Source organism: Paraburkholderia aspalathi (assembly GCF_900116445.1).
GTDB classification, from domain to species: Bacteria; Pseudomonadota; Gammaproteobacteria; order Burkholderiales; family Burkholderiaceae; genus Paraburkholderia; species Paraburkholderia aspalathi.
Genome location: NZ_FPBH01000015.1, coordinates 153,749 through 175,965, shown reverse-complemented (window position 1 = coordinate 175,965; position 22,217 = coordinate 153,749). Strand labels below are relative to the sequence as shown.

The 22,217-nt window shown below is 59.2% G+C and carries 15 protein-coding genes and 3 pseudogenes; 7 read left to right on the top strand and 11 right to left on the bottom strand.

What is annotated here, in order from left to right:
- The first annotated feature begins 6 nt into the window (after positions 1-6).
- From BM438_RS22860 to BM438_RS22850, 3 genes and pseudogenes are all read left to right on the top strand, one after another.
- Positions 7-1,212 (top strand): IS91 family transposase, encoded by a 1,206-nt coding sequence (locus BM438_RS22860; protein WP_093638204.1) that lies wholly within the window; start codon positions 7-9, stop codon positions 1,210-1,212.
- A gap of 387 nt (positions 1,213-1,599) precedes the next feature.
- Positions 1,600-3,427: pseudogene (locus tag BM438_RS22855) on the top strand (phage integrase family protein).
- 475 nt (positions 3,428-3,902) lie between these two features.
- Positions 3,903-4,832: a hypothetical protein gene (locus BM438_RS22850; protein ID WP_093638201.1), complete on the top strand. Its 930-nt coding sequence runs from the start codon at positions 3,903-3,905 to the stop codon at positions 4,830-4,832.
- A 352-nt stretch (positions 4,833-5,184) separates the two neighbouring features.
- On the opposite strand, the gene dld is transcribed toward BM438_RS22850, so the two are convergent.
- Entirely contained in the window at positions 5,185-6,924 is a 1,740-nt protein-coding gene (gene dld, locus BM438_RS22845; protein WP_093638198.1) for a D-lactate dehydrogenase, read from the bottom strand.
- A gap of 155 nt (positions 6,925-7,079) precedes the next feature.
- On the opposite strand from dld, the gene BM438_RS22840 reads away from it, so the two are divergent.
- From BM438_RS22840 to BM438_RS47045, 3 genes and pseudogenes are all read left to right on the top strand, one after another.
- The gene (locus tag BM438_RS22840) at positions 7,080-7,982 is read left to right on the top strand and encodes a LysR family transcriptional regulator (RefSeq protein WP_093638195.1); all 903 of its coding nucleotides are present in this window, start codon (positions 7,080-7,082) and stop codon (positions 7,980-7,982) included.
- Positions 7,970-8,164, top strand: a pseudogene (locus BM438_RS47050) (ISNCY family transposase); the annotation flags it as partial. The gene BM438_RS22840 and the pseudogene BM438_RS47050, both read left to right, overlap by 13 nt.
- Positions 8,165-8,176: 12 nt before the next feature.
- Positions 8,177-8,479 carry a hypothetical protein gene (locus BM438_RS47045; protein ID WP_425270746.1) on the top strand — a complete coding sequence of 101 codons (303 nt, stop codon included), beginning with the start codon at positions 8,177-8,179 and terminating at the stop codon, positions 8,477-8,479.
- 51 nt (positions 8,480-8,530) lie between these two features.
- Here BM438_RS47045 and BM438_RS22830 read toward each other — a convergent pair whose 3' ends face one another.
- From BM438_RS22830 to BM438_RS22795, 8 genes and pseudogenes are all read right to left on the bottom strand, one after another.
- A complete protein-coding gene (locus tag BM438_RS22830; protein WP_093638191.1) occupies positions 8,531-8,803 on the bottom strand; it encodes a DUF1488 family protein in 273 nt (90 codons plus the stop codon).
- Positions 8,804-9,009: 206 nt separating this feature from the next.
- Positions 9,010-10,327: pseudogene (locus BM438_RS22825) on the bottom strand (replication-associated recombination protein A).
- A 94-nt stretch (positions 10,328-10,421) separates the two neighbouring features.
- On the bottom strand, positions 10,422-11,747 hold the full coding sequence (locus BM438_RS22820; protein WP_093638188.1) for an aspartate aminotransferase family protein: 1,326 nt from the start codon (positions 11,745-11,747) through the stop codon (positions 10,422-10,424).
- Positions 11,748-12,689: 942 nt separating this feature from the next.
- Positions 12,690-14,330, bottom strand: coding sequence for a fatty acid--CoA ligase (locus BM438_RS22815; protein WP_093638185.1), 1,641 nt, complete (start codon positions 14,328-14,330; stop codon positions 12,690-12,692).
- Between the two features lie 214 nt (positions 14,331-14,544).
- Entirely contained in the window at positions 14,545-15,321 is a 777-nt protein-coding gene (locus BM438_RS22810; protein WP_093638182.1) for an SDR family NAD(P)-dependent oxidoreductase, read from the bottom strand.
- Positions 15,318-16,508 carry an acetyl-CoA C-acyltransferase gene (locus BM438_RS22805; protein ID WP_093638179.1) on the bottom strand — a complete coding sequence of 397 codons (1,191 nt, stop codon included), beginning with the start codon at positions 16,506-16,508 and terminating at the stop codon, positions 15,318-15,320. The genes BM438_RS22810 and BM438_RS22805 overlap by 4 nt, the downstream gene beginning before the upstream one ends.
- Complete coding sequence (locus BM438_RS22800; protein WP_093638176.1) at positions 16,508-18,634, bottom strand: 3-hydroxyacyl-CoA dehydrogenase NAD-binding domain-containing protein; 2,127 nt, start codon at positions 18,632-18,634, stop codon at positions 16,508-16,510. The genes BM438_RS22805 and BM438_RS22800 overlap by 1 nt, the downstream gene beginning before the upstream one ends.
- Complete coding sequence (locus tag BM438_RS22795; RefSeq protein WP_093638173.1) at positions 18,631-20,433, bottom strand: acyl-CoA dehydrogenase; 1,803 nt, start codon at positions 20,431-20,433, stop codon at positions 18,631-18,633. The genes BM438_RS22800 and BM438_RS22795 overlap by 4 nt, the downstream gene beginning before the upstream one ends.
- 310 nt (positions 20,434-20,743) lie before the next feature.
- Here BM438_RS22795 and BM438_RS22790 point away from each other — a divergent pair, with 310 nt between their 5' ends.
- Positions 20,744-21,472: a TetR/AcrR family transcriptional regulator gene (locus BM438_RS22790; RefSeq protein ID WP_093638170.1), complete on the top strand. Its 729-nt coding sequence runs from the start codon at positions 20,744-20,746 to the stop codon at positions 21,470-21,472.
- 86 nt (positions 21,473-21,558) lie between these two features.
- Here the strand turns inward: BM438_RS22790 and BM438_RS22785 are convergent, their stop codons facing one another.
- Positions 21,559-21,765, bottom strand: a complete 207-nt coding sequence (locus BM438_RS22785; protein ID WP_093638167.1) for a hypothetical protein — start codon at positions 21,763-21,765, stop codon at positions 21,559-21,561.
- Positions 21,766-21,824: 59 nt separating this feature from the next.
- On the bottom strand, positions 21,825-22,073 hold the full coding sequence (locus BM438_RS47040) for a hypothetical protein (RefSeq protein ID WP_093638164.1): 249 nt from the start codon (positions 22,071-22,073) through the stop codon (positions 21,825-21,827).
- Positions 22,074-22,217 lie beyond the last annotated feature (144 nt).

Below are 22,217 nucleotides of genomic sequence, written 5' to 3'. Positions count from 1 at the left end.
ACGTCCATGAAGACTGCTCAACTGGAAGTGGCAGATGTATTGCGTCGCTACGGCACCGCGTATCGTCAAACCCATGCCGGCTCACTCAGTCTCGCCCAGCGGCGCGTCATGAGCGCGGTTGAGCTATGCCGGACCGCTGCGCTCGGCGGACATGTCGAACAGTGCGATGCCTGCGGCCATCAGCGCATCGCCTATAACAGCTGCCGAAATCGCCACTGTCCCAGGTGCCAGTCACTTGCCCGCGCACAATGGCTCGACGACCGTCAGGCCGATCTGCTACCGGTACCGTACTTCCACGTGGTGTTCACGATCCCGCAAGAGATCGCTGCGATCGCCTACCAGAACAAGGCGGTGGTCTACGACATCCTGTTCCAGGCCACCGCCGAAACACTGCAGACCATCGCTGCTGATCCGAAACACCTCGGCGCTGACATCGGCTTCATCGCGATCCTCCACACCTGGGGGCAGAACCTGCTGCACCATCCACACCTGCACTGCGTGGTGCCAGGTGGCGGTCTGGCGCCGGACCACTCACGCTGGATTGCCTGCCGTCCTGGTTTCTTCCTGCCGGTGCGCGTGCTATCACGCCTGTTCCGGCGTCTGTTCCTCGAGCGGTTGCAGCGTGCCTTTGAGACCGGGCGCCTGCGGTTCTTCAACGCCCTCGCGCCCCTGCAGCATGTGCAGGCGTTCGCCCGCTATCTGGATAGCCCGCGACGCGCGGAATGGGTGGTGTACTCCAAGGAACCGTTCGGCGGGCCGCAGCAGGTACTCGGCTACCTGGGGCGTTACACGCATCGCGTCGCCATCTCGAACAATCGCCTGATCGCCATCGCTGATGGACACGTCACGTTCCGCTGGAAAGACTACCGCCATGAATCCGCACAGCGCGTGATGCGGCTCGACGCACCGGAGTTCATCCGCCGCTTCCTGCTTCACGTGCTGCCGCGCGGACTGCAGCGTATCCGTCACTACGGGTTCCTCAGCAACCGGCGCCGCGAAACCGGACTCGCCGAATGCCGGCGTCTGCTCGAGGTCATACCACCGCGCGCGACTGCCACTGATGAGCTCAGCCAGGACTATCGTGACCGCTACGCCAGACTCACCGGTCGATCCCTGCGCGACTGTCCAGCGTGTGCGCGCGGACACATGGTATGCATCGAACTCCTGCCGCATCACGCCCGGCCGCGGGCACCTCCGGCTGGTGTGCCGTGACGCCCGCGCCTTCACGCTCCGCGCACCTGCCCGGACAACCGGTCGCCCGGTTGCGGCAGCGCTTTGGCCGCGCCGCAGCCATCGCGACGCCACAGTCCACATCACACCGCCCGTCACGATCGCACCAGCGTCCTCGCTACCTTCGCACGCAGCAGCGGCACGTCTTCCACGACGCATCCAGCACCGCCATCTGCAACATCACGGTCATCACCCTGATTCAATGCCCATAGCTGCTGACGCCAGCGGAGCGGTTTAGCTCAAAGAATTTTTAGCGAAGCGGACGCGGATTTCATACCGTGCCTGCGTTCATCCCGGTGCGCCGCTTCCGCTTCGCTAAAAATCCTCTGCCTTATCGCAATAGACACATCCGCGACCTAAACTGGTTATATGAAAACACTCACGTCCCGCGCCCGCCGCGGCCGTGGTGCCCCGCCCGCGACTGACGGGTCCGATGCTATCGGGCCCGCCGCCACTGACGCCGCCCACCCTGCGGCCCCCGCCTTCCCCGACCTCGCCTCGCTCGCGGCCCTGCGCGCCTGGTACGAGGGCCTCACCGCGCGCGCCGCAGTCACGCACTATCTCCCGCACCGCCGCGCCGATGGCCAGTCATCGCGCGCGCTGATCAGCCGGATCCGCCGCGCGCTGGTCGCGTTTGCGCACGCCCGGCAACGCGACGACCTCGCGCACCCGTTCGACCAGCCGGCAGCAGACCGCACCCGCCGCGCGGCGGCCGTTGTCCACGCGATCGACCTGCTGCGGTCCACGCCCATGCCGGCGCCGCGGCTCACCGATGACCTCGCATTGTGGCTGGCGCCGCGCGCCGTCCGCGCGCTTCACGCGCAGCGCATCCGCACGTTCGCCGAACTGACGCTACGCGCGCCGCGCCGGCGCCGCTGGTGGCTCGCCATCCCCGGGCTCGGTGCCACCGGCGCGCGGCACGTCGAGGCGTTCTTTGCTGCCCACCCGCGGCTCACTGCCCGCGCGCGAGAACTGGTGGACGCGACGCAGCCCGTGCAGGATGAGCAGCACACCCTCGTCGTGCCGTGGGAGCAGCTCGTGTTACCGGAAGACCTTGACGGCTCACGCGGCCGCTTCCGCGCCCCGCGTGAAGCGTGTCTGCTCAATGCCGGCAACGACTATGAGGCGGTCCAGTCGTGGCTCGCCCTGCATGAACCGGCCGATACGCAGCGCGCCTACCGCAAGGAGGCCGAGCGGCTGATCCTGTGGGCGATCACCGAACGGCAGCAGCCGCTGTCATCCCTCACGACCGACGATGCGATCGCGTACCGCAGCTTCCTGCGGCGACCGGTGCCGCGCGGACGCTGGACCGGGCCGCCCTGCTCCCGCCGCTCCGCCGGATGGCGCCCGTTTGCCCACGGACTGTCGCCCCGCTCGGCGGCCTATGCGCTATCAGTCATCCGTGCGCTGTTCCGCTGGCTCATTGAGCAGTGCTATGTACTGGCCAATCCGTTTGCCGGCATCCGGGTGCGCGGCGCCAGCAGTCACGGTCCATTCGACACGGCCCGCAGCCTCACCGGTCATGAATGGCGGACGGTGCGCGCCCTCGCCGACGGTCTGGAATCAACCGGGTGGTCTGGCTGGACCCCAACGCCTGCGCTTCCTGCTCGATTTCAGCTATGCGACGGGGCTGCGCGCGCACGAGCTCGTGAACGCGACGCTCGGTGACATCGGCACCGACGCGCGCGACGACTCATGGTTGCAGGTGACCGGCAAGGGCGCGCAGTCCGGCAAGGTGGCGCTGCCGCCGCTGGCGCGCGAGGCGCTCGACCGTTTCCTCATGCAGCGCGGGTTGCCGGTCAGCCGCCGGGGCTGGCGACCGGACATCCCGCTAATCCCGACGCTCGGACGCGCCGGTGATCTCTCCGCAAGCCGACAGGCCGGCATCACCGCGACGCGGCTGCGCCAGGTGCTGCAGCGTTTTTTTGTGCAGGCCGCCACGCGCCTTGAGGACAACGATCCCACGCTCGCCGCCAGGCTGCGGCGCGCCAGTCCCCACTGGATGCGCCATACCCACGCGACCCACGCGCTGGAGCACGGCGTCGAACTGGTTGCCGTGCGCGACAACCTGCGCCATGCATCCATTGCCACGACCTCGACCTATCTGCACGCCGACGATGCGCGGCGCGCACGCCAGGTCGGCGCGGCCTTCGGGCGCAGCACCCCTCGCGGCGGTGGGACAGCAGCGCCACTTTGACAAAGAGGTCGGACAGGAAGCGGACGTCCGCATCCATGGGTCCCTGCGGTCTGCCTCCCCGCCGCCGGCAGATGCTCTGGATCAGGCAGGGACGCCTCGCGCGACGTCGGGACGTGCCTGTCGTGGACAGCGTGGTGCGGCGGCTGGCCGGGCGTCATCCCGGGTAAGAAGGTCGCCGCGCGATGACGAAGCCCTGCTGGCGTGCTACCACCGTCGACGCCAGCGAGGCCCTCGCCTGTCCTGCTGCGTCGGGGCATTCATGCGTCTGCCGGACGGTGCGCGCAGGAGCAGGGAACAGGGTCCCTCTGGAAACCGGCCGCGTGTCTAAAAGCCATCGCTATAGAAAGGACCATCCTTTCACATTGCGACGTCCTGGAGACCCCATGCGCAAACCTGCTCCTGCCCGCACGTCGACGACGCGCTGCACCACGCGATCCAGTTACTTCGCGAACTGGACACGACGCAGGACAAAGGGGTGTCCGCTATTGAAGCCGAAGTGCTGGTCTGGATACTGGAACAGCGCGAACCCGCGCTCATCGACGCGGTGAGGGCAAATGACCAGTCGGGCGAGCTCCTCGAGGGCCTGCGTTTTCTCCGGCGGCTGCGGGCACAGGCCTGTAGCCATCACGTCGGCGTTCACCTGGATGCCGAAGAGGAAATATCGTGTTCGCTCGACGACTGCGAATGCGGTCGGCCCACGCGGGAAGATTTTGAGCATGTGCTGCACCGGGAAAGGCACCAGCCCCTGCAGGAACCGGCGCGGCGCACCGTTCGCGCGCTTCGGCTGGCCACGGCATACGGTGAGCGGTCCGCGCCGCCCGGTCACCCGTTTGCCTGGACCGGGCCGGCGACCGGTCGACGCATTGAAGTATGCGAGCCGTTGCCCTTCATCACACCCGTCAGCAAGCTGTTCGCGCACCGCCCCCACACCGGTTTCATCGCAACGGTCGATGCCCCGCCGCCGGGCCTTTGCAATGCGACCACCAGCCGCCACATGCTGGTCGTGGATGCGTCGCGCCATGATGTCAGTCCATTCGGCAGGCGCTTTGACAGGCGGCACTGGCACTGCGAGACACGCGCCTTCCGCAACACACCCTTGCACACGACGCTGGTGCCGTTTTTTGCCCTTGAGTGTGGTGCCGTCCTGCTGCCACTGGATGACCTGTTTGCGCACGCATCCCGGTTCGGCACTGAGCTGCCTGTGCTTTACGTGCGGCCGAAGGGCCCATGCCTGGTGGTCTATCCCATTCCGGTTGCGGCACTGCAGAGAAAGCTGGCGAGCGTCACGCCTTCACGCGTCGAACGAACGCTGGACGAGTTCGGTGGCCTCGACCGGTTGCAGGCAACGTCGGCTGGCCGGATGCAACGCGAAGCGGGCAAAGCGATGCCCATTGCGATATTTTGACTTGTAAACAACCTGCAGCGGTGAGCTATTACCGGTACCGAAAGTAAACATCTGACAACCGTGTCGCAGTTAATCCCTGGCCCACAGCCAGCAAAAGTGGTTATGCGAGATCAAACTGCCATCGCGCTAGTCGGTGGCAGAAGCCAAACCCATCTTATCGGGCAACAGACGTTGCTGCGAACGACTGCCGCAGAGAAAAAGTCGAACGAGAGGCGTCCCTTAACCGGCCAGAACGGGCCCTTGTGCACGGCACGACGCCATGCGCCATAGCAACACTCTGTGGTTCTCGTCGCGGCAACTCAGACAACAGAAATAGCGACTGCGAACTCTACCTGTCTGCAATAGACAGCAGCTAGGCCGTCGCTTCTCGGTACCTTGCGAACTTCGAAGTCTGTCCAATTCCCGGGTTGAAGCAGTTGCAAGGATCGAGCTGCTGATAGAAGGCGGCGAGCTGGGGTTTCGCGTGGTACAGGTGACCGACGTTGTGTTCCGCCGGATATTCGGCTCCGCGGCGGTCCAGCAGCGTCCACATCTTGTGTTCAACTTCGAGGCAGTCGTTACCGTTTTTGATAATGTAATCCTGGTGGAACACGTGGCACAAGAAGTGGCCGTAATACAACTTGATGGAGATCGTCTCTTCGATGTCAGGCGGTAGCGTCTCGATCCAGTCGCGATCGTTGCGGCGCAGCGCAACGTCGAGCGCGACGATGTTCTCCACTTCCCGGCTGTGCACGGCGCGATAGCGGACTGCGGCACCGGCGGCGGCAAAGCGATGCAGGAACGCTTTCCTGCCTTCTTCGTCGGTGCATTCGAAATAGCCGCCGGCGGCGTTTTCAAAGTAGCTCGAGAGGAAGGCGCGCGTTTCTTCGACACTCTCGGCCGTCACCTTCAATATCAGATGATGCTCGTACTTGTCACGATACTGTTTCATTCGCGGCGGCAAATGGCTTGGGAACAGCCGGCTCGCGGCCTGCATGACGCGGTCGGTGAAATGCGAAGGGAAAAACTCGAGGCGATCGAACAACGCATCGAAACGGCTTTTCAGTCCGAACAGCTCGGGCAGCCGGGACGTGCCGAGATAGTTGATCGCGAGGAAGCTGTCCTTACCGTACTCCTCAGCGACGTCGAAGGCGTCGCGATGCAGGTATTCGCCCGAGATCGGCAGGTGTTTGAAGTCGCGCAGCGCATGACGGCGGATCTCAGTGAGCTCGTCTGGTCGGTTCGTGCCGATATAGAACACTTTTGCGTTCCGCTCAATCGGAAACGTGTCGAGCCTCACCGCGAACACCATCAGCTTGCCGGCCGAGCCAGACGCTTCATGGAGGCGCTGTGGATCGGCGTTGAAACGCGCCGGTGTATCGGCGTCGATCTCACGAACATGAGTCGCGTAGCCGTGGTCCGAGCCGGCGCCCGCGTCATGCCGGACATCGGAATCCGAAAACTCGCCACCCTCAAGCCTGCCAAGGATGTCGTCCGGCGTTTCGCCCAGCTCGATTCCCAGATGGTTCACGAGGCTCAGTCGGCCTGTCGCATCGACCCGTGCGAATGCCGCCATTTCCGTGTACGCCGGGCCGCGCTGCACCAGCGCACCGCCCGAGTTATTACACACGCCGCCAAACACCGACGCGCCGATGCAGCTCGATCCGATCACCGAATGCGGCTCGCGGCCAAGCGGCTTCAGCATTTTTTCAAGCTGGTCGAGTGTGGCACCCGGAAGGCAGACGACCTGCTTGCCATCGTTGATCACGTACACCTTCTTCATGCGGCTCGTGCTGACGATCACGATGTCGCGATCATAGTCGTTGCCGTCAGGTGTCGAGCCGCCCGTGAGGCCCGTGTTCGACGCCTGCGTGATGACAATCACGTTCGCCGCAATGCACGCCTGCAGCACCTTCCATTGCTCGACGATCGTGCCGGGACGGACCACCGCGAGCGCCTTGCCTGCACCAAAACGAAAGCCCGAGCGGTAGCGGCGGGTCGCGCGGTCATCCGTCAGGGTGTGCTTCTTGCCCACGATGTTGCCCAGATCGGCAATCAACGTGTGGGCCGCGTCGGCCGGAAGGATGGCTAGGGGTGCACGCGCTGCTGACATCGAATTCTCCTCACGAAACGTTGAGCATGACGCGCATCAACTTCGCCCAGCCGTTTCGGGTGCGGCCTTTGAGCGCATCAGGTTGACGCAAAGGTTAAAATCAGGCCGGTCATTAGTCCAATATCTCAAAGTCACATTTTGGAGACGAAAAAGATATGGAATTTCGTCAGTTACGCTACTTCCTCGCCGTCGCAGAGCGCCTGCATTTCACGGATGCCGCGACACAGCTCGGCATCGCACAACCGCCTTTGAGCCAGCAGATCCTGAAGCTCGAGCGGGAAATCGGCACTCCATTGTTTATCCGGCATCCGCGCCGCGTCGAATTGACCGAAGCGGGACGGCTCTTTCGCGAGCGCGCGCTACGCATCGTCGAGGATGCGCAGCAAGCGCTCGTCGAAGTACAAAACGCAGGACGCGGAGAGACGGGGCGGCTTTCGCTTGGCTTCGCGGGTTCGACCGTGTTTCATCCGACGGTCGCGACGACAATGCAACGGTATCGGCATGCGTATGAGCGCGTGTCGATCAGTTGCGAGGAAAGCAACAGCTCGCTGCTGCTCGACAAAGTCGCCGAGCGGCAGCTCGATGCCGCTCTGGTGCGCATGCCGTTGAACTGCCGGGATCTGATCGTCGAGCCGCTGGTCGACGAAGACATGTTGGCGGTGCTGCCGGCAAGCCATCGCCTGAACCGGCGACGGCGTGTCGATCTGGCAGACCTTGCGCACGATTCGTTCATCCTCTTTCCGCGGCCAATCGGCCCTGATCTCTACGACTCGATCATCAGCGCCTGCCGCGAAGCCGGCTTCGCGCCAACCATCAGTATGGAGTCGCCGCAGATCTCATCGGCGGCGAACCTCGTGGCAGCTGGATTCGGGGTTGCGGTGGTGCCTGCATCGATCCGGCAGATCCAGGTCGAAGGCGTCTCGTATCACGAACTGCGGGGCAAGCCGCTCTTGACCGGTATCGCGTTAATCCATCGGCAGCGCGAAAAGTCGCCAACGGTGCTGAACTTTGTCAGGATTTTGCGGCAGCAGCAAGTGACCTCACGATGTACGAGCTGAACATCGACACGTGGTGCGCGAACAGCAGTTCGGCCAAGGGCTGCGTGGGGCGCGCACACCTGACGCTGCAGGACCGGGGGGGAAGGAGCTGCGGCTGCGCGGCATCAGCACGATTGACGCCGCGAATGCGTACGCGCCCGCCTCTATCGCCTCCTACAATGTGCGCTTTGCGAAACCGCCGAAGAGCGCGTTCGATGTACACCAGCTGCCGTGATGATGAGGATTTTGACGCGATCCTGACCTGGCGCGAGCCGCGGCGCGTGACGAAGTCGCTGACCGTGCAGTACGGCCGCATGATCTACCTGCTCGCGGACACACCGGGGAACCAAAAACTGGTTCACCGCTATATTGACGTCTGTGAGTATCCGGACGGGCAGATCGCGGTCAGGGCGACAGAGTCAAAACCCGACATCTATCTAGCCATCGCTACGACATTTAAGAATGGCATCGACATGCACATTCGTGTCTTTTACTCGATTGATGGCAATCGAACGTAATGCCGGAAGACTCCGGAGATCTGAACTGTGCCTGGATTGAGCCGAGGCCACCTAACGCTTTGTGATGAAGTCATCACTTGTAAGTTGCACGGGCTGGTCCGGCCGAGCCCGCATCTTCCTTTCCGCGATTGCGGCAATCCGATTTCGACCGTCGGCGAACGTCTTCAGCATGCGACTTGCATCGGCACCCGGCGAGAGCCAGAAATGCGCTTCAAGTGCCTTGCGTGTGATTGCGCACTCTTCGGAGCCGATCCGTTCGGACAATCGGAAGGTAATTTTGCTTCCGTCTGACGAAACGCTTGGGACGAAATCAAGAACGTCCATGACATACCTCGTAAATTCATCGGCAAATTTTTAACTTGCTGTCGCTCGCTTCAAAATTTACCAGAGCAGTCGAGATTATATCCAATCTATAGATATCTCGATCAAAAGCGCCACTCAGTCCTGAGAACAGGGCATCACTGTCTGCATGTGTACTATGCATGGTGACATCCGATGCGTGGTTCTCGCCTACAACCGCGGGACAAATTTTAATTTTTCGAATCCTTCGAACGAGCGCCATCGTCAAGCGACTGTAACCATCGAAGTTTTTCAGCAATCTTTATCTCAAGTCCGCGCGGGACTGGTTTGTACCATTGAGGTTCTGGCATCTCGTCGGGAAAATACCGTTCGCCCGCGGCATAAGCATCCGGTTCGTCATGCGCATACCTGTAACCCTTGTGATATCCAAGCTCAGACATCAGTTTGGTCGGCGCATTCCGAAGGTGCATTGGCACCCGCCGGGAACCGTCGGCTTGAACAAAGGCCCGGATCTCATTCCATGCAACGTAGACCGCGTTCGACTTTGCCGCCATCGCGATATATGTAGCAGCCTGAGCCAAGGCCAGGTCTCCCTCAGGCGAACCTAGACGTTCGTACGCCTCCGCAGCGTTAATGGCCACTTGGAGAGCTCGGGGGTCGGCATTTCCGACTTCCTCACTGGCCATCCGAATCAACCGACGCGCAACGTAACGAGCATCCGCACCGCCATCTAGCATTCGCGCGAGCCAATATAGCGCGGCATTTGGTTGCGAGCCGCGAATGGACTTATGCAGGGCCGAAATTTGGTCGTAAAACTCGTCACCACCCTTATCAAATTTACGTAGCGAGGGACTGCTTGCTGACAGCACAAAATCGGCCGTCACCACGCTAACGCCAGCGCCAGACGCAGCGGTAGACACTTGCTCGATTAAGTTCAAAAACCTACGCGCGTCGCCGTCGGCGAACCCCACCAATACCGACATCGCATTTTCATCCAGATGAGATAGCATTTAGATGCGGGAGCGCCCGGAGATAAAGCTGGCGAAAATCGGCTTCATTCAGTGGCTGCAAAACATAAACCTGAGCCCTAGAGAGAAGCGCGCTATTTACTTCGAAAGATGGATTTTCAGTCGTGCTGCCGACAAAAATAAATAAACCGCTTTCGATATGTGGCAACAGTGCATCCTGCTGCGCCCTATTGAATCTGTGTATTTCGTCAACAAACAAAACCGTTGATTTACCTTGAACGTCAAGTGCATTTTGAGCGACATCAATCGCGGCCCTGACTTCTTTCACACCGGCCAAAACGGCCGAAATGCTCACAAACTCGCTGTTGGCAACATTCGCGGCAAGACGCCCCAACGTGGTTTTTCCCACGCCCGGGGGGCCCCACAAAATGAATGAATGCAATTTTTTTGCGTCGAAGGCCCGCCTAAGTGGTTTTCCTTGACCTAGGAGGTGCCGCTGCCCAACCACCTCGTCAACTGACCGGGGCCGCATTTTCTCCGCCAAGGGCTGGACGGGGATTTTCGAAAACAAATCAGTCATTCAATTGCCACCAAGCGCACAATGGATATCTGTTGCTGCGCGGCTGTCCTCTTAGACACCGCGCAGTTTTTTATGACCTCGTGCTCGTAGCTGGTCAGACCTCGATCATCGCCTGCTTCGCCGCTCGCTCAGTCGCGGCAATAAAACCATCAACATCGGCCTCAGTCATGACAGTCGACAAGAATGCCTTGCCCGTCTTCGCGATATGGTAACCCTCAAGCACCAGATTTCGTTGCAGCTTGGTCACCCGCTTCATCTCCTCCTTGCTCGAATAACCGGATCGGTAGTCGTGAATCTCGCGCTGATGACCAAACACCATGAACATCGACGAAAAGCCGGTGACCTGCCCCGGGAAGCCGGCATTGGCAAATGCCTGGGTCACGCCGGCGCGCAAACGGTCCCCCAGCAAGTCCATGCGATCGGACTCCGCCTGGGTGTACAAGTCCAGTGCGATCCTGCCTGCAGTCATGGTAATCGGGTTAGCTGTGAAGGTACCGCTCCATGGTAGTAGCGGTTTGCCCTCACGGTGATCGAACACTTGCATGAACTTACGTGAACCTGCCACGGCCCCCACAGGAAAGCCACCGCCGATGATTTTTGCAAGTACGGTAAGATCGGGCTTGATATTGAAACGCGTCTGCGCGCCGCCGCTGTGTACGCGGAACGTGATGACCTCATCGAGAATAAACACGGCGCCGATTTCAGTTGATACACGACGGATCATTTCAATAAAGGCTTGCGACACCGGGACGAAACCGAAGTAACTCGGCGCTGGATCGATAAGGATCGCTGCAATGGAATCGCGGTTCGCCAGGATGATCCGCTCTGCCGCTTCGACGTTGTTGAACGGGATCACCACGACGTCGTTCTTGACGCCTTCGGGCGTACCGTTCGAATACCCGACAGACTTGGGGTCATCACCCCAGTTTTCTGGTGAAGAGTCCAAGCTGACTTCTGCATAATCGTAGGAGCCGTGATAGACGCCTTCGGCTTTGACGATTTTGGAGCGGCCAGTAATCGCGCGCGCAGCCTTGATCGCACACATCACCGCTTCGGAGCCGGAGTTGGAGAATCGGATCCACTCGAAGCCTTCGGTGCGTGCACAAATGGTCTCGGCCAACGCCACCTCTGGCTCGGTCGGCAGGGTAAACGCAGTGCCCTTGGTGACCTGCTCCTGAATAGCCGCGACGATCGCCGGGTGAGCATGGCCATGGATGAGCGAGGCGAAGTTGTTCAGCAGGTCCAGCCGACGCGTTCCGTCGACGTCCGTGACATAAGCGCCAGAGCCGCTCCCGGCGTAGACGGGGAAAGGCTCTTGCCATGGCAAGATGCGGGTAATACCTCCCGGCATGACCTTGCTGGCGCGGTCGTACAGGGCTTTGGACTGGCTATGGGTTTCTGGCCATTTTGCAGCGGACATAGGTGTTTCCTTCAAAGGCAGTAGGCTTGATCAGAGGCGGCGCTTGAACCATTCGACGACCGCGGTGCTGGAGGTCTCAAACTCGCTCAGGTAGGGGCCGAAATGCCCGCAGTCGAGTGGCACCAGGTGCTGGGGTTGCAACGCCCGCTCGTAGGACTTGAGCGCAAAGTCCGAAACGGTGACGGCGTCTTTCCGCGCAGCGATGATTTGAAGTGGCGTAGGGCTGATGCGGTCGATGGCGTACGCGGATTCGTACTCGCGACTGCCGTAAAACCATGCGCCATGACAACGGCACGGTGGTGAGCGGTTGCATCACCCGTGAGATAAAGCCAACCCTTCAATGTCAGGCCATCGGTTGTCTTGAAGCTGATATCGCTGCGCATGAGCATCCTGTCGTGCCGTAGCTATGGGTCCCTTCGCAGATGTTGAATGCTCGCCATTTGTATGCACAGGTTCGTGGTGGCCAAATTTCTGCGGTTGCCGGCCAACCGAATTGCTGGCCTCGAACGTGCGGTTATTTGGCCCTCCTCCACCTGTTATTTCTGCCTGCAACTGCAAATGCGCGCGCGGAGCTGTAAAGAAACACGGAGACCATAGTGACGCAAACCGCCAAGGGCGTGGTTCAAACGAAATCGCTGATCACCATCGCCGAAATGCGCGGTATGTAGGCAGAAATACAGGAGTACCCTCGGCGACGCTCTCTCGATTGAGCCGTAGATAACGGGCGGCGGGCCGACGCACTGAAGGACGTCGAGGCGTTCACACTGGAGCCACTAAGAGAGCGCCGGGTATCCGCTCCGCACGTGGTAAAAAACTGACCGTTGCATGGTTCGACAAATGAGCTCACCCATCGACAATGTGGACACGAAGTGTTGCAAGTTCCGCCGGCCGTCCCTCCGCATATTCGCACGCGTTCGAGGTGCGTAAATCGCCCCTCGCCGATCATCCGTCATATTTCTGCCTCAGCAGCTTCTTGTTGATCTTCCCGACGCTTGTCCGTTCAATCGAGTCAACAAACAGAACGCGATCCGGAATACCCATCTTCGACAGCGTTCCATTCTCGACGTACGATAGAAGATGCGACTTGATCAGCGATTCATCCGCCGACAGGCCTTCTTGCAACACGACGAGCGCGAGTGGACGTTCGCCCCATAACGAATCTTTCACTCCAACGACCGCTGCCTCCCGTACGGACGGGTGTCGACAAATCAGATCTTCGATCATTAGTGACGACACCCATTCCCCACCGGATTTGATCACGTCCTTTAAGCGGTCTTTGATTCTCAGGTATCCATCAGGATAAAGTACCCCGATATCCTTGGTATGCAAATAGCCGCCCGACCATAGTTCTTCCGACGCTGACGGTTCGTGCAGATAGCCCTGCGTCAACCATGGAGCACGAACAACGACTTCCCCCATCGCGATTCCATCGTGGGCAACCTCTTGCATCCCTTCGTCAACGACGCGAAGCTCAACGAGAGGAATTGGTAACCCGGTCCTTGTCCGTAGTTCAAGCTCCTGTGGTCCAGCGCCGAGTGATGCGCTTTTGACCTGAGACAGCGTGAGGAAGGGGCAGGTTTCTGACATGCCGTATCCCGCAAAGACGTCAATCCCGCGTGAAAGCGCGGCCTCGGCAAGCGCTTTGGGTAAGGCTGCACCGCCGATGATGACTTTCCAGCGCGAAAAGTTTGTCGCACGCGCGCGAGGATGTCCCAAGACCATATCGAGAAGCGTCGGAACACCGTGTGAAAATGTGACCCCCTCGCGTTCGATCAGATCGATGAATATTTCGGGACTGTACCTGCCGGGATAGACTTGCTTCATCCCGAGCAGCGTTGCGACATAAGGAACGCCCCACGCGTGAACGTGAAACATCGGCGTCATCGGCATATAGACGTCGTCCCGATGGATGCGCCCCTGCTGGGCTGCGCTTGTAAAAGCCATGGCAACCGAAAGTGTGTGCAAAACCAGTTGTCGATGACTAAAAAAAACGCCTTTGGGCAGACCTGTTGTTCCTGTCGTATAAAAGGTCGTGGCGCGTGAGTTCTCGTCGAAATCCGGGAATTCGAAGGATGTCCCGCTTGCCTCGAGCAAAGCTTCGTACTCCAGGGAAAAGCTATCCGGCAGCGATGGCTCCGGGCTATCCTGCAGCAAGATGAATTGCTTGACCGTATCCAACCGATCCCGAATCTTGTTCAGGACGGGAAGAAAATCGCGGTGGACAATCACCACCGACGCACCGGAATGTTGAATCGTGTAGGCAACCTGGTCCGGCGAAAGACGAACATTGACGGTCATCATCACAGCGCCCATCATGGGAACCGCAAAGTACATTTCGAGGTAGCGGTGGCTGTCCCAATCCATCACCGCTACCGTATCACCCATCGCCACGCCTAAGCGGTCGAGCGCATTCGCCAGCCGCGAAATCCGTTCGTCGAACTGGCTGTACGTGTAGCGTACAAGATCGCGATAAACGATTTGCTGGTCGGGGCAACTGGCAAGTGACGAGCGCAACAGTTGCTTTACCAGTAACGGGTAGGCATACGCTGACGTGATCGGGTCGATCGATTGAGATGTGGACATTGCAAGTCTCCCGGCCAACGGTGATCACCCATGACCCTGAACGATAGTCGGCGCAGTAATTTGATTTTTTGGTGGCTTCGACGCTACCCAGGAACGGCAAGCTTGCCAGCCTGACCGCGCTGCTTTTCGAACACCAATCTACTTGTGAGCTGCGGTAGTTAGTCTTCCGGAGACGACTCTGTGTCGGTCCAGCGGCAGACATCGTCTTTAACGCTCACATCCAACTCAGAGTCTGACCTCCATCAACAACGACGACAGCACCGGTCATATAGCTGCCCGCGTCCGAAGCCAAGAGGAGCGTTGCGCCGTCCAATTGGTCCACTTCACCAATCTTGCGCATTGGGATACGTTGCAGGATATTCTCCTCCAGTCCATTTTCCTGAAAGGAAAGATGCATTTCCGTCCTAAAGTTTCCCGGGCAGAGTGCATTCACCCGTACACCCTTGCGCGCAAGTTCCAGAGCCATCGTTTGTGTAAGCTGGATAAGAGCCGCCTTTGAAGCACCGTAGCTCGACAGATGACCGGCCGCACGCAGGCCAGAGGTCGACGCGATATTGATGATCGAGCCGCTACCACGCTCGACCATACTCTGGGCTGCTCTCTGTGCCAGCAAGAATGCTCCTTTTAGATTTGTGTCGAAGACTCTCTCGATATCCTCGAGCTTCTGGGACAAAAACCGCTCTGCATACAGAACGCCAGCGTTATTGATCAAGATGTCGATCGGTGCACCGATCTCCTCCTGCGCGCTCTGCCATGCCTGAGTGATGGATTGCGGCGATGTGACGTCTAGAGCTACGCCGCACGCGCGATACCCATCCCCGCGAAGACTTGCGACTTCGGCTTGCACCTTGTCGACACGCCGCGCCGCCAGCACCACCGCTGCGCCAGCCTGAGCCAACACACGGGCGATGTGAAGTCCGATACCGCCGGAGGCGCCGCTGATAAAAGCGGTCTTCTCTGCCAGGCTAAACAACAATTGAATATCGTTCACGATATCACCTCAAAGAGTCCGGCCGCCCCCATCCCGCCACCGACGCACATGGTCACGACGACGTAGCGAACACCGCGCCTCCGACCTTCGATCAACGCATGTCCGACCAGGCGCGATCCCGTCATTCCGTAGGGATGTCCAATGGCCACTCCGGCGCCGTTGACGTTGAATTTCTGCGGATCGATCCGCAATGTGTCGCGGCAGTACAAGGCTTGGCAAGCGAACGCTTCATTCAGTTCCCAAAGACCGATGTCGTCGACCGACAGACCACTTTGCCGCAGCAGTTTGGGCACTGCCAGCACTGGGCCAAGGCCCATTTCCTCTGGGGCGCAGCCCGCCACCGCGATCCCCCGATAAATGCCAAGAGGCTTCAGATTTCTGCTGGCCGCAACTGAGTCTGACATCAATACGCATGCGGACGCCCCGTCCGAAAGCTGGCTGGAATTACCTGCGGTGATGGAGCCGCCCTCCACAACGGACTTAATTTGACAAAGCGACGCTAGGTTTGTACCAGGCCGATTTCCCTCGTCTCGCGAGAACTCGAGAACGGTTTCGCGAGGCTCATCTGGTGCCTGCGCATCGGTCGCAATCCGCTTTACGGTTATGGGTGCGATCTCAGCATCGAATCTGCGTTCTTCCTGGGCCAGCGCTGTTCGGTGCTGAGACTCGACGGCATAGATGTCTTGTGATTCACTGCTGATATGGTATTTCGTTGCGACATGCTCGGCGGTAAGAAGCATCGGCATGTACGCATGGGGCGCCATCGAAATAACGTTCGGGTCCGCAGCGCGCGAAATCGCTGCGAAGTATTCATGCTGTTCCGCGGAGATGTTTTCCTGCCCCCCGGCCACAACAACGTCCATCTTGTCGACGATAATTTGCTTCGCTGCAGTGGCGATGGCCATCAAACCAGACGCACACTGCCGATCCACCGTCTGACCGCTTGCACCGTAGCCGAGCCCAGCCGCAAGCGCAGCATTTCGAGCGAGATTCATGCCAGCCGTACCTGTGGACAATACCGTACCGATCACAACATCATCGATCTCCTGCGGCGCTACATTTGCACGTAGCACGGCATGCCTGATCGCATGCCCGAGCAGGGTTGGGGACCTAATGGCACTTAGACTGCCCTTGAACGCACGACCTATTGGCGTACGCGCTGTCGACACAATGACCGCATCTCTCATCAGTTCACTCCAATAGGATTACTGGCAGGCAGCGCCTCTTTCGACGCTGCGAGCGACACGGCAGGCACCCAATAGCCATGCGCATCTCCTGACGCCTTTCCGTAGTAGTCGATACGCTCCCTGAGACGATCCGCACCGACGGACCCGGCGTAAAACATCGGCCCTCCCAGTTCTGCAGGAAAACCATATCCAGCTAGCCAGACGACGTCGACATCCGACTGTCGATATGCAATGCCCTCTTCGACAATCTTGAAGCCCTCGTTGATGAGCGGCACAATGCAGCGTTCCACGATCTCATTTGCGCTGATATCGGATCGTGCATGCAAGGCATGCTCAGCAGCGAGCTTCTGGATAATGCGGATGGCGTCTTCATCATCCAACGCGCGGCGGCCCTCATAAGCATAGAAGCCCTTTGACGCTTTCTGACCGTGACGTCCCGCATCAAACATCGCACGGGAGACAATTCGGTAACGCGAGTCGGCCGGCAGATGGCCCTCCTTGTCGCGTTCGATGACGACTTTGGCCACAACATCGACACCGGCCAGATCCATCATGCGACACGGTCCCATGGCCATTCCGAATGCCTCAAGTGCGGAGTCAATCTGGCGCGGCGTGGCGCCTTCGAGCAATAGAAACTCGACCTCTCGCAGATAAGGCTCCAGCATCCGGTTGCCAATGAAGCCGTAGCAGACTCCGCAGACCACCGGATCTTTCCTGAGCTTGCGGGCAATGCTAACGGCTGTAGCAAGTACGTCGTCGGCGGTATGCTCACCTCGAACGATCTCAAGCAGCCGCATGACATTCGCCGGGCTGAAAAAATGCAAGCCGACGAAGTCAGATGGCCTTCCGCTCGCCCGTGCGAGCGCATCAACATTCAGCGTAGAGGTGTTTGTTGCAATAATTGCGTCCGGCTTGCAAACCTTGCCAAGCGCCTCGCACAGATCTTTCTTGACAGCCAGGTCTTCGAATACCGCCTCGATCACGAGATCACAGTCGCGAATCGCATCGAGGGCGTGCACTACCGTGAGTAACGCAGCCCGTGACGTCGCCTCATCGGACGTCATGCGTCCGCTCGCTGCAGCGTGGCGGTACTGATCCCGGATCGTTTCGATGGCAAGATGCCCCCGGTCGGCGTTCGCCTCGACCAACAAGACGGGGAACCCTGCATTCATAAAGGCCATGGCGATACCACGTCCCATTGTGCCGCCGCCAACAACGCCCACGGAAGCGACTTTGCGGGAAACCGTACCTGGCGCGATCTGAGGGATCTTTGTTGCCTGTCGGCGTGCAAAGAAGCCATGCTGCAGAGCCTTGGCCTCCAACGTGGCGTTACACGCGACAAACTGCTGACGCTCGAAGTCAATACCGTCCTCGAACGGACGCTCAAGCGCGCTCTCCAGACAACCAATGATCGCTGCCGCGGCCGTGGCCTTCGCTCGCAGTGTTGCAACCTCCTTGCGCGCACGCGCAAACAAGCTCGCCGCGTCTTCGATCCCCGCAATCTGGCGTTCTCGCGTCTTGCGAATCGGCTCGTCGCAAGCGATTCGCGTCTCGAGATATTCAAGAGCACCCTCGATCAAGTCGCCGTCAATGACCGCGTCCACGAGGCCAATCTGGTGAGCGCGGTCCGCATCGACTGACCGACCAGACACGAGCATCTGGTACGCCTGCTCGAGGCCGACGAGACGCGGCAGCCGTTGTGTCCCGCCGTTTCCGGGCAATACCCCCAGACTGATCTCAGGAAGTCCAAGCTCGGCACCGGCCGTTGCCACGCGATGATGGCACGCAAGTGCCAGTTCGAGGCCCCCGCCCAACGCACTTCCATGTATGGCAGCAAGCACCGGAACGTCGGCTTCTTCCAGCAACGTGGCAATGGCGCGTGGATCGCAGTCGGCGGAGAACAGTTGGTCGTCGGGTTGCAAAAATTCCGAGATGTCGGCACCCGCACAAAAACAGCGACCTTGACCCGCTATCAAAATGCCCTTTATCTCGCTGTCATTCCGCGCACCCGCAAACGCTTCGAGCAACTCCATCCTCATTTGCGCAGAGAGTACGTTAAGAGGTTCGTTGCTCATAACTATGAGCGCGACATTGCCACGCCGTTCGGTGCGAATAAGCGAACTCACTGGAACCACTCCTCTTTCATGTCGAACGGAAGCCGACTTGAAGTCGCAAGTAGAGCAAACTGCTGCGTCACAACGGGAAGCTCCCACTCGAAGAAGTATTTGGCAGTATGAATTTTCCCGGAGTAGTAAGCTGCATCAAACTCTGTAGCCGGCCGATCCTTCGCCCGCTGGGCAGCCTCAGCCTGTCGCAACCACATCCACGCAGCGGTTACACGCCCGAACGCGTCGAGATAGACCGTGCTATTGGCAAGCGCCAGGTCCGGTTCGTCGATCGCAAGTGCAAGGAGGGTCTCCGTGACTGCCACCAAGCCGTTCAACGCTGTCTTCAGTGCATGCGCGAGGCTGGCCAGTTCGGAATCACCTTCCAGACGTCGGATATCTGTACCAACCGTCTGCTGGAAAAGATACAAAGCTTCCCTGTTTCTCACGGAAACCTTCCGTCCAAGAAGGTCCAGACCGTGAATCGCTTCCGCGCCTTCGTGGATTGGGTTGAGGCGCTGGTCTCGATAGAGCTGTTCGACAGGATATTCCCGGGTATAACCCGCTCCTCCGAGCAGCTGGATAGCCATATCATTGGACGCACAGCCATATTTCGCCGGCCATGATTTCACCACCGGCGTCAACAGATCGAGAAGTAGTGACGCCCGTGCGCGTTCGTCGGACTCCGGATGAGTGTGCTGGTCTTCGAACAATGCACTCGCAAAAAGGCACATCGCCAGACCGCCCTCGGCAAATGCTTTCTGGGCGAGTAACAGGCGACGAACATCGGCATGCTCGATCAGCCGAACTTGTGGCAAAAGCGGGTCCTTCTGGGATGGCATGCGCCCTTGCGGCCTCTCCCGGACGTAGCTTAGTGACTCGGCGAAGCCGCGATACGCCAGACACGAAGCAATGAGTCCAACGCCAATACGCGCCTCGTTCATCATTTGGAACATATGCGCCAAGCCGCGATTCGCCTGACCAAGCAAAAAGCCAACCGCACCGTCTTGTTCTCCGAAGGACAGGACCGTTGATGTGGTGTTGCGCCATCCCATTTTGTGCAGAAGACCCGCAAGCGCGACGTCATTGTGTTCACCAAGGCTGCCGTCGTCGTTTACCAGTCGCTTTGGCACAATGAACAGGGAGACCCCACTAGCGCCAGCCGGCGCGCCCTCGATCCGCGCAAGGACCATATGCACGATGTTTTCGGTGAAGTTCTGGTCTCCGCCGGAGATGAACATCTTCTGACCAAATAGCCGGTATGTGCCGTCGTTCTGAGGAACAGCGACGGTTTTGATGTCGCCGAGCGCGGAGCCTTGTGCTGGTTCCGTCAAGCTCATGGTTCCCGAAAACCTTCCGTTGCCGAGCCCCTCGAGAAAGCGGCGCTTTTGCTGATCGGTACCAAAGCTTCGCAGCAAGTTGGCCGCTCCGATGGTAAGAAACGGATATCCGGACGTTGCCACGTTCGCAGCAAAAAACATAGCCAGTGCCGCGCGTAGTACGACCTCCGGCAACTGCAGCCCTCCTTCCGCCTCCTCCCAGTGAGCACGGAGAAATCCCGCCTCCGCGAACTGTCGCCAGGCACTCGCCGTCTCAGGGATAACAGAGGCCCGCCCTGCCTCGAATTTCGGTTCGCGTTGATCTCCCAGCGCGTTGTGAGGCGCGAAGAAATCCAACGCAATCTGGCGCGCCGCTTCGAGCGTGGAGTCGAACACGTGCCGCGAATGATCAGCATAACGCGGACGCTCCAGCAGCCCCTCTGTATTAAGGAACTCATATAGCAAGAACGCAATTTCGCGCTCGTCAACAAGAGATTGCATGACCGGCTCCTGATTCTTCGTCACATAAACAGAGCGAGCGCTCGCTCTTTTTTTGAATTATTCGGCTTGACAGCAATGCTGTCAAGTCCGACAGCGACTCGGGATTACACTGATCGCGAGTCGACCTGTGGCTGGCCAACCCCTAGCAGGGTTCCGCACGACCGATTAACATGTTCGACGTCCCACGCAAGAGGTATTCATCCTGCGGCAAGCGTTCGATCGGCTTGAGATGCGCGGACAACGGGCGTTGCGACGACGCCAGTGTTTTCATGATTTCCATTGATTCTTTCTTTTGCGCCACGACGCTCGTATGGACCTGACACTACCGCCGCGATTCAGCTTTGCTCAATTCAAACAGGTCGCACCAGTCAACGCATCAAACCTGCTCGAATTCATCATCGAACGCCATGGGAAACGGATCACGGTCAAGCGGACGGATGCCGCGCACGAGAATCTACGGAAAATCTTTGACGCAACGTTCAAGCTCGCGAACAGAGTAGGCTTTGCCGGCATGTCACTTCGCGACCTTTGCAAGGACACCGGACTGTCGATGGGAGGGCTGTATGGATACATCGCCAGTAAGGACGACCTCGCAGCCATGATTGAAGATGTGATACGGCATGTTGGATCCGAGATCCCAAAGTGGTTCAACTCTCTACCCTCCGCTAGCGATCGGCTTGACGCGATGCTTCGCGGCCATATCTTCATGTCGGAACTACTGCAACCGTGGTTTTACTTCGTATTCATGGAGTCGCGAAGTCTCCCTCAGACGCAGAAGAAGGTGGTCAGGGATTCCGAACTAGCCTTTCAACGTGATCTCTCGCGGCTAATTATTGCGTCCGGCGTACAAGACTGTATTTGTGCGGAAATGGCGGCCGCGCATTGCCAAGCGGTGATTCAAGACTGGTATGTGAAACGCTGGAAATTCAAGCAGCTTAACGTCAGCGTCGACGCCTTCGCAGATAGCGTCAGCCATCTCGTCAAAAGTTTGGTTCGAGAACTACCCGATACCTCCATGCTCCGTCCCGATCACACCTGAATAGCCCACCGCGAAATAACGCCTCTGGTCCTTGCAATAACCCGTTCCAGTTCTGATGGCGCGGTCAAACGTTTACGCAATGCAGTTCAGACCGAGCAATCCAACAATGGCTTGCTCACCTCAATTCCCGAACTTGCATCTTGAGTTGCGCCAGCCGCCGAGGCGCTCAGCGCCTCGGCAAACCGTTTTAGCGCCTGAATGGACCCATACACGCTCTGATACTCCTCGCGACCGATTCTGCCATTGAGAATCACCTGCATGCCAGAGTTCTTCGCGATTTCCAAGATGTCCATTGCAATACTCCCGTTACATATAGTCTGTTCGGTGCTCCACCGTCCAATGCGTAGCCCGATCAAGCTGCGCGCTGGTAAGCATGCATCGTCGGACGTTCGACCGCAGGCGGGAACACACACCATGAGCCGTCATCGTGCCAGAAGAAAAAAATGGCAAACGAGCCGGTCGGCCGGGATACCTCGACGCAGACATAGCGTCTCCGATTCATGCGCGTGCGACTGAATCGGCTAATGCGAGCCGGCATCGCCGGTGTCGGCGCAAGCCATTTATCGACCAGAACACGCAGGGACTTCTCGCCGGTATTCACGTCTTACTCCTTCAATCGCATTTGCCTGTGTTGACGCCGCGCATGCTTCTGCAAAAAAGTACCCATAGCCCTTGCAGAAGGCCTGTCGACGTGAGTCCCCGCGGGCGATCAAGCACAACTTCACGAAAAGCACCTGAGTCCGCA

What these genes read in the sequence shown, in the direction of transcription:
- BM438_RS22860 (WP_093638204.1), top strand. Translation starts at nt 7, where the DNA reads ATGAAGACTGCTCAACTGGAAGTGGCAGATGTATTGCGTCGCTACGGC.
- dld (WP_093638198.1), bottom strand. Translation starts at nt 6,924, where the DNA reads ATGTCAGCAGCGCGTGCACCCCTAGCCATCCTTCCGGCCGACGCGGCC.
- BM438_RS22840 (WP_093638195.1), top strand. Translation starts at nt 7,080, where the DNA reads ATGGAATTTCGTCAGTTACGCTACTTCCTCGCCGTCGCAGAGCGCCTG.
- BM438_RS47045 (WP_425270746.1), top strand. Translation starts at nt 8,177, where the DNA reads ATGTACACCAGCTGCCGTGATGATGAGGATTTTGACGCGATCCTGACC.
- BM438_RS22830 (WP_093638191.1), bottom strand. Translation starts at nt 8,803, where the DNA reads ATGGACGTTCTTGATTTCGTCCCAAGCGTTTCGTCAGACGGAAGCAAA.
- BM438_RS22820 (WP_093638188.1), bottom strand. Translation starts at nt 11,747, where the DNA reads ATGTCCGCTGCAAAATGGCCAGAAACCCATAGCCAGTCCAAAGCCCTG.
- BM438_RS22815 (WP_093638185.1), bottom strand. Translation starts at nt 14,330, where the DNA reads ATGTCCACATCTCAATCGATCGACCCGATCACGTCAGCGTATGCCTAC.
- BM438_RS22805 (WP_093638179.1), bottom strand. Translation starts at nt 16,508, where the DNA reads ATGAGAGATGCGGTCATTGTGTCGACAGCGCGTACGCCAATAGGTCGT.
- BM438_RS22795 (WP_093638173.1), bottom strand. Translation starts at nt 20,433, where the DNA reads ATGCAATCTCTTGTTGACGAGCGCGAAATTGCGTTCTTGCTATATGAG.
- BM438_RS22790 (WP_093638170.1), top strand. Translation starts at nt 20,744, where the DNA reads ATGGACCTGACACTACCGCCGCGATTCAGCTTTGCTCAATTCAAACAG.
- BM438_RS22785 (WP_093638167.1), bottom strand. Translation starts at nt 21,765, where the DNA reads ATGGACATCTTGGAAATCGCGAAGAACTCTGGCATGCAGGTGATTCTC.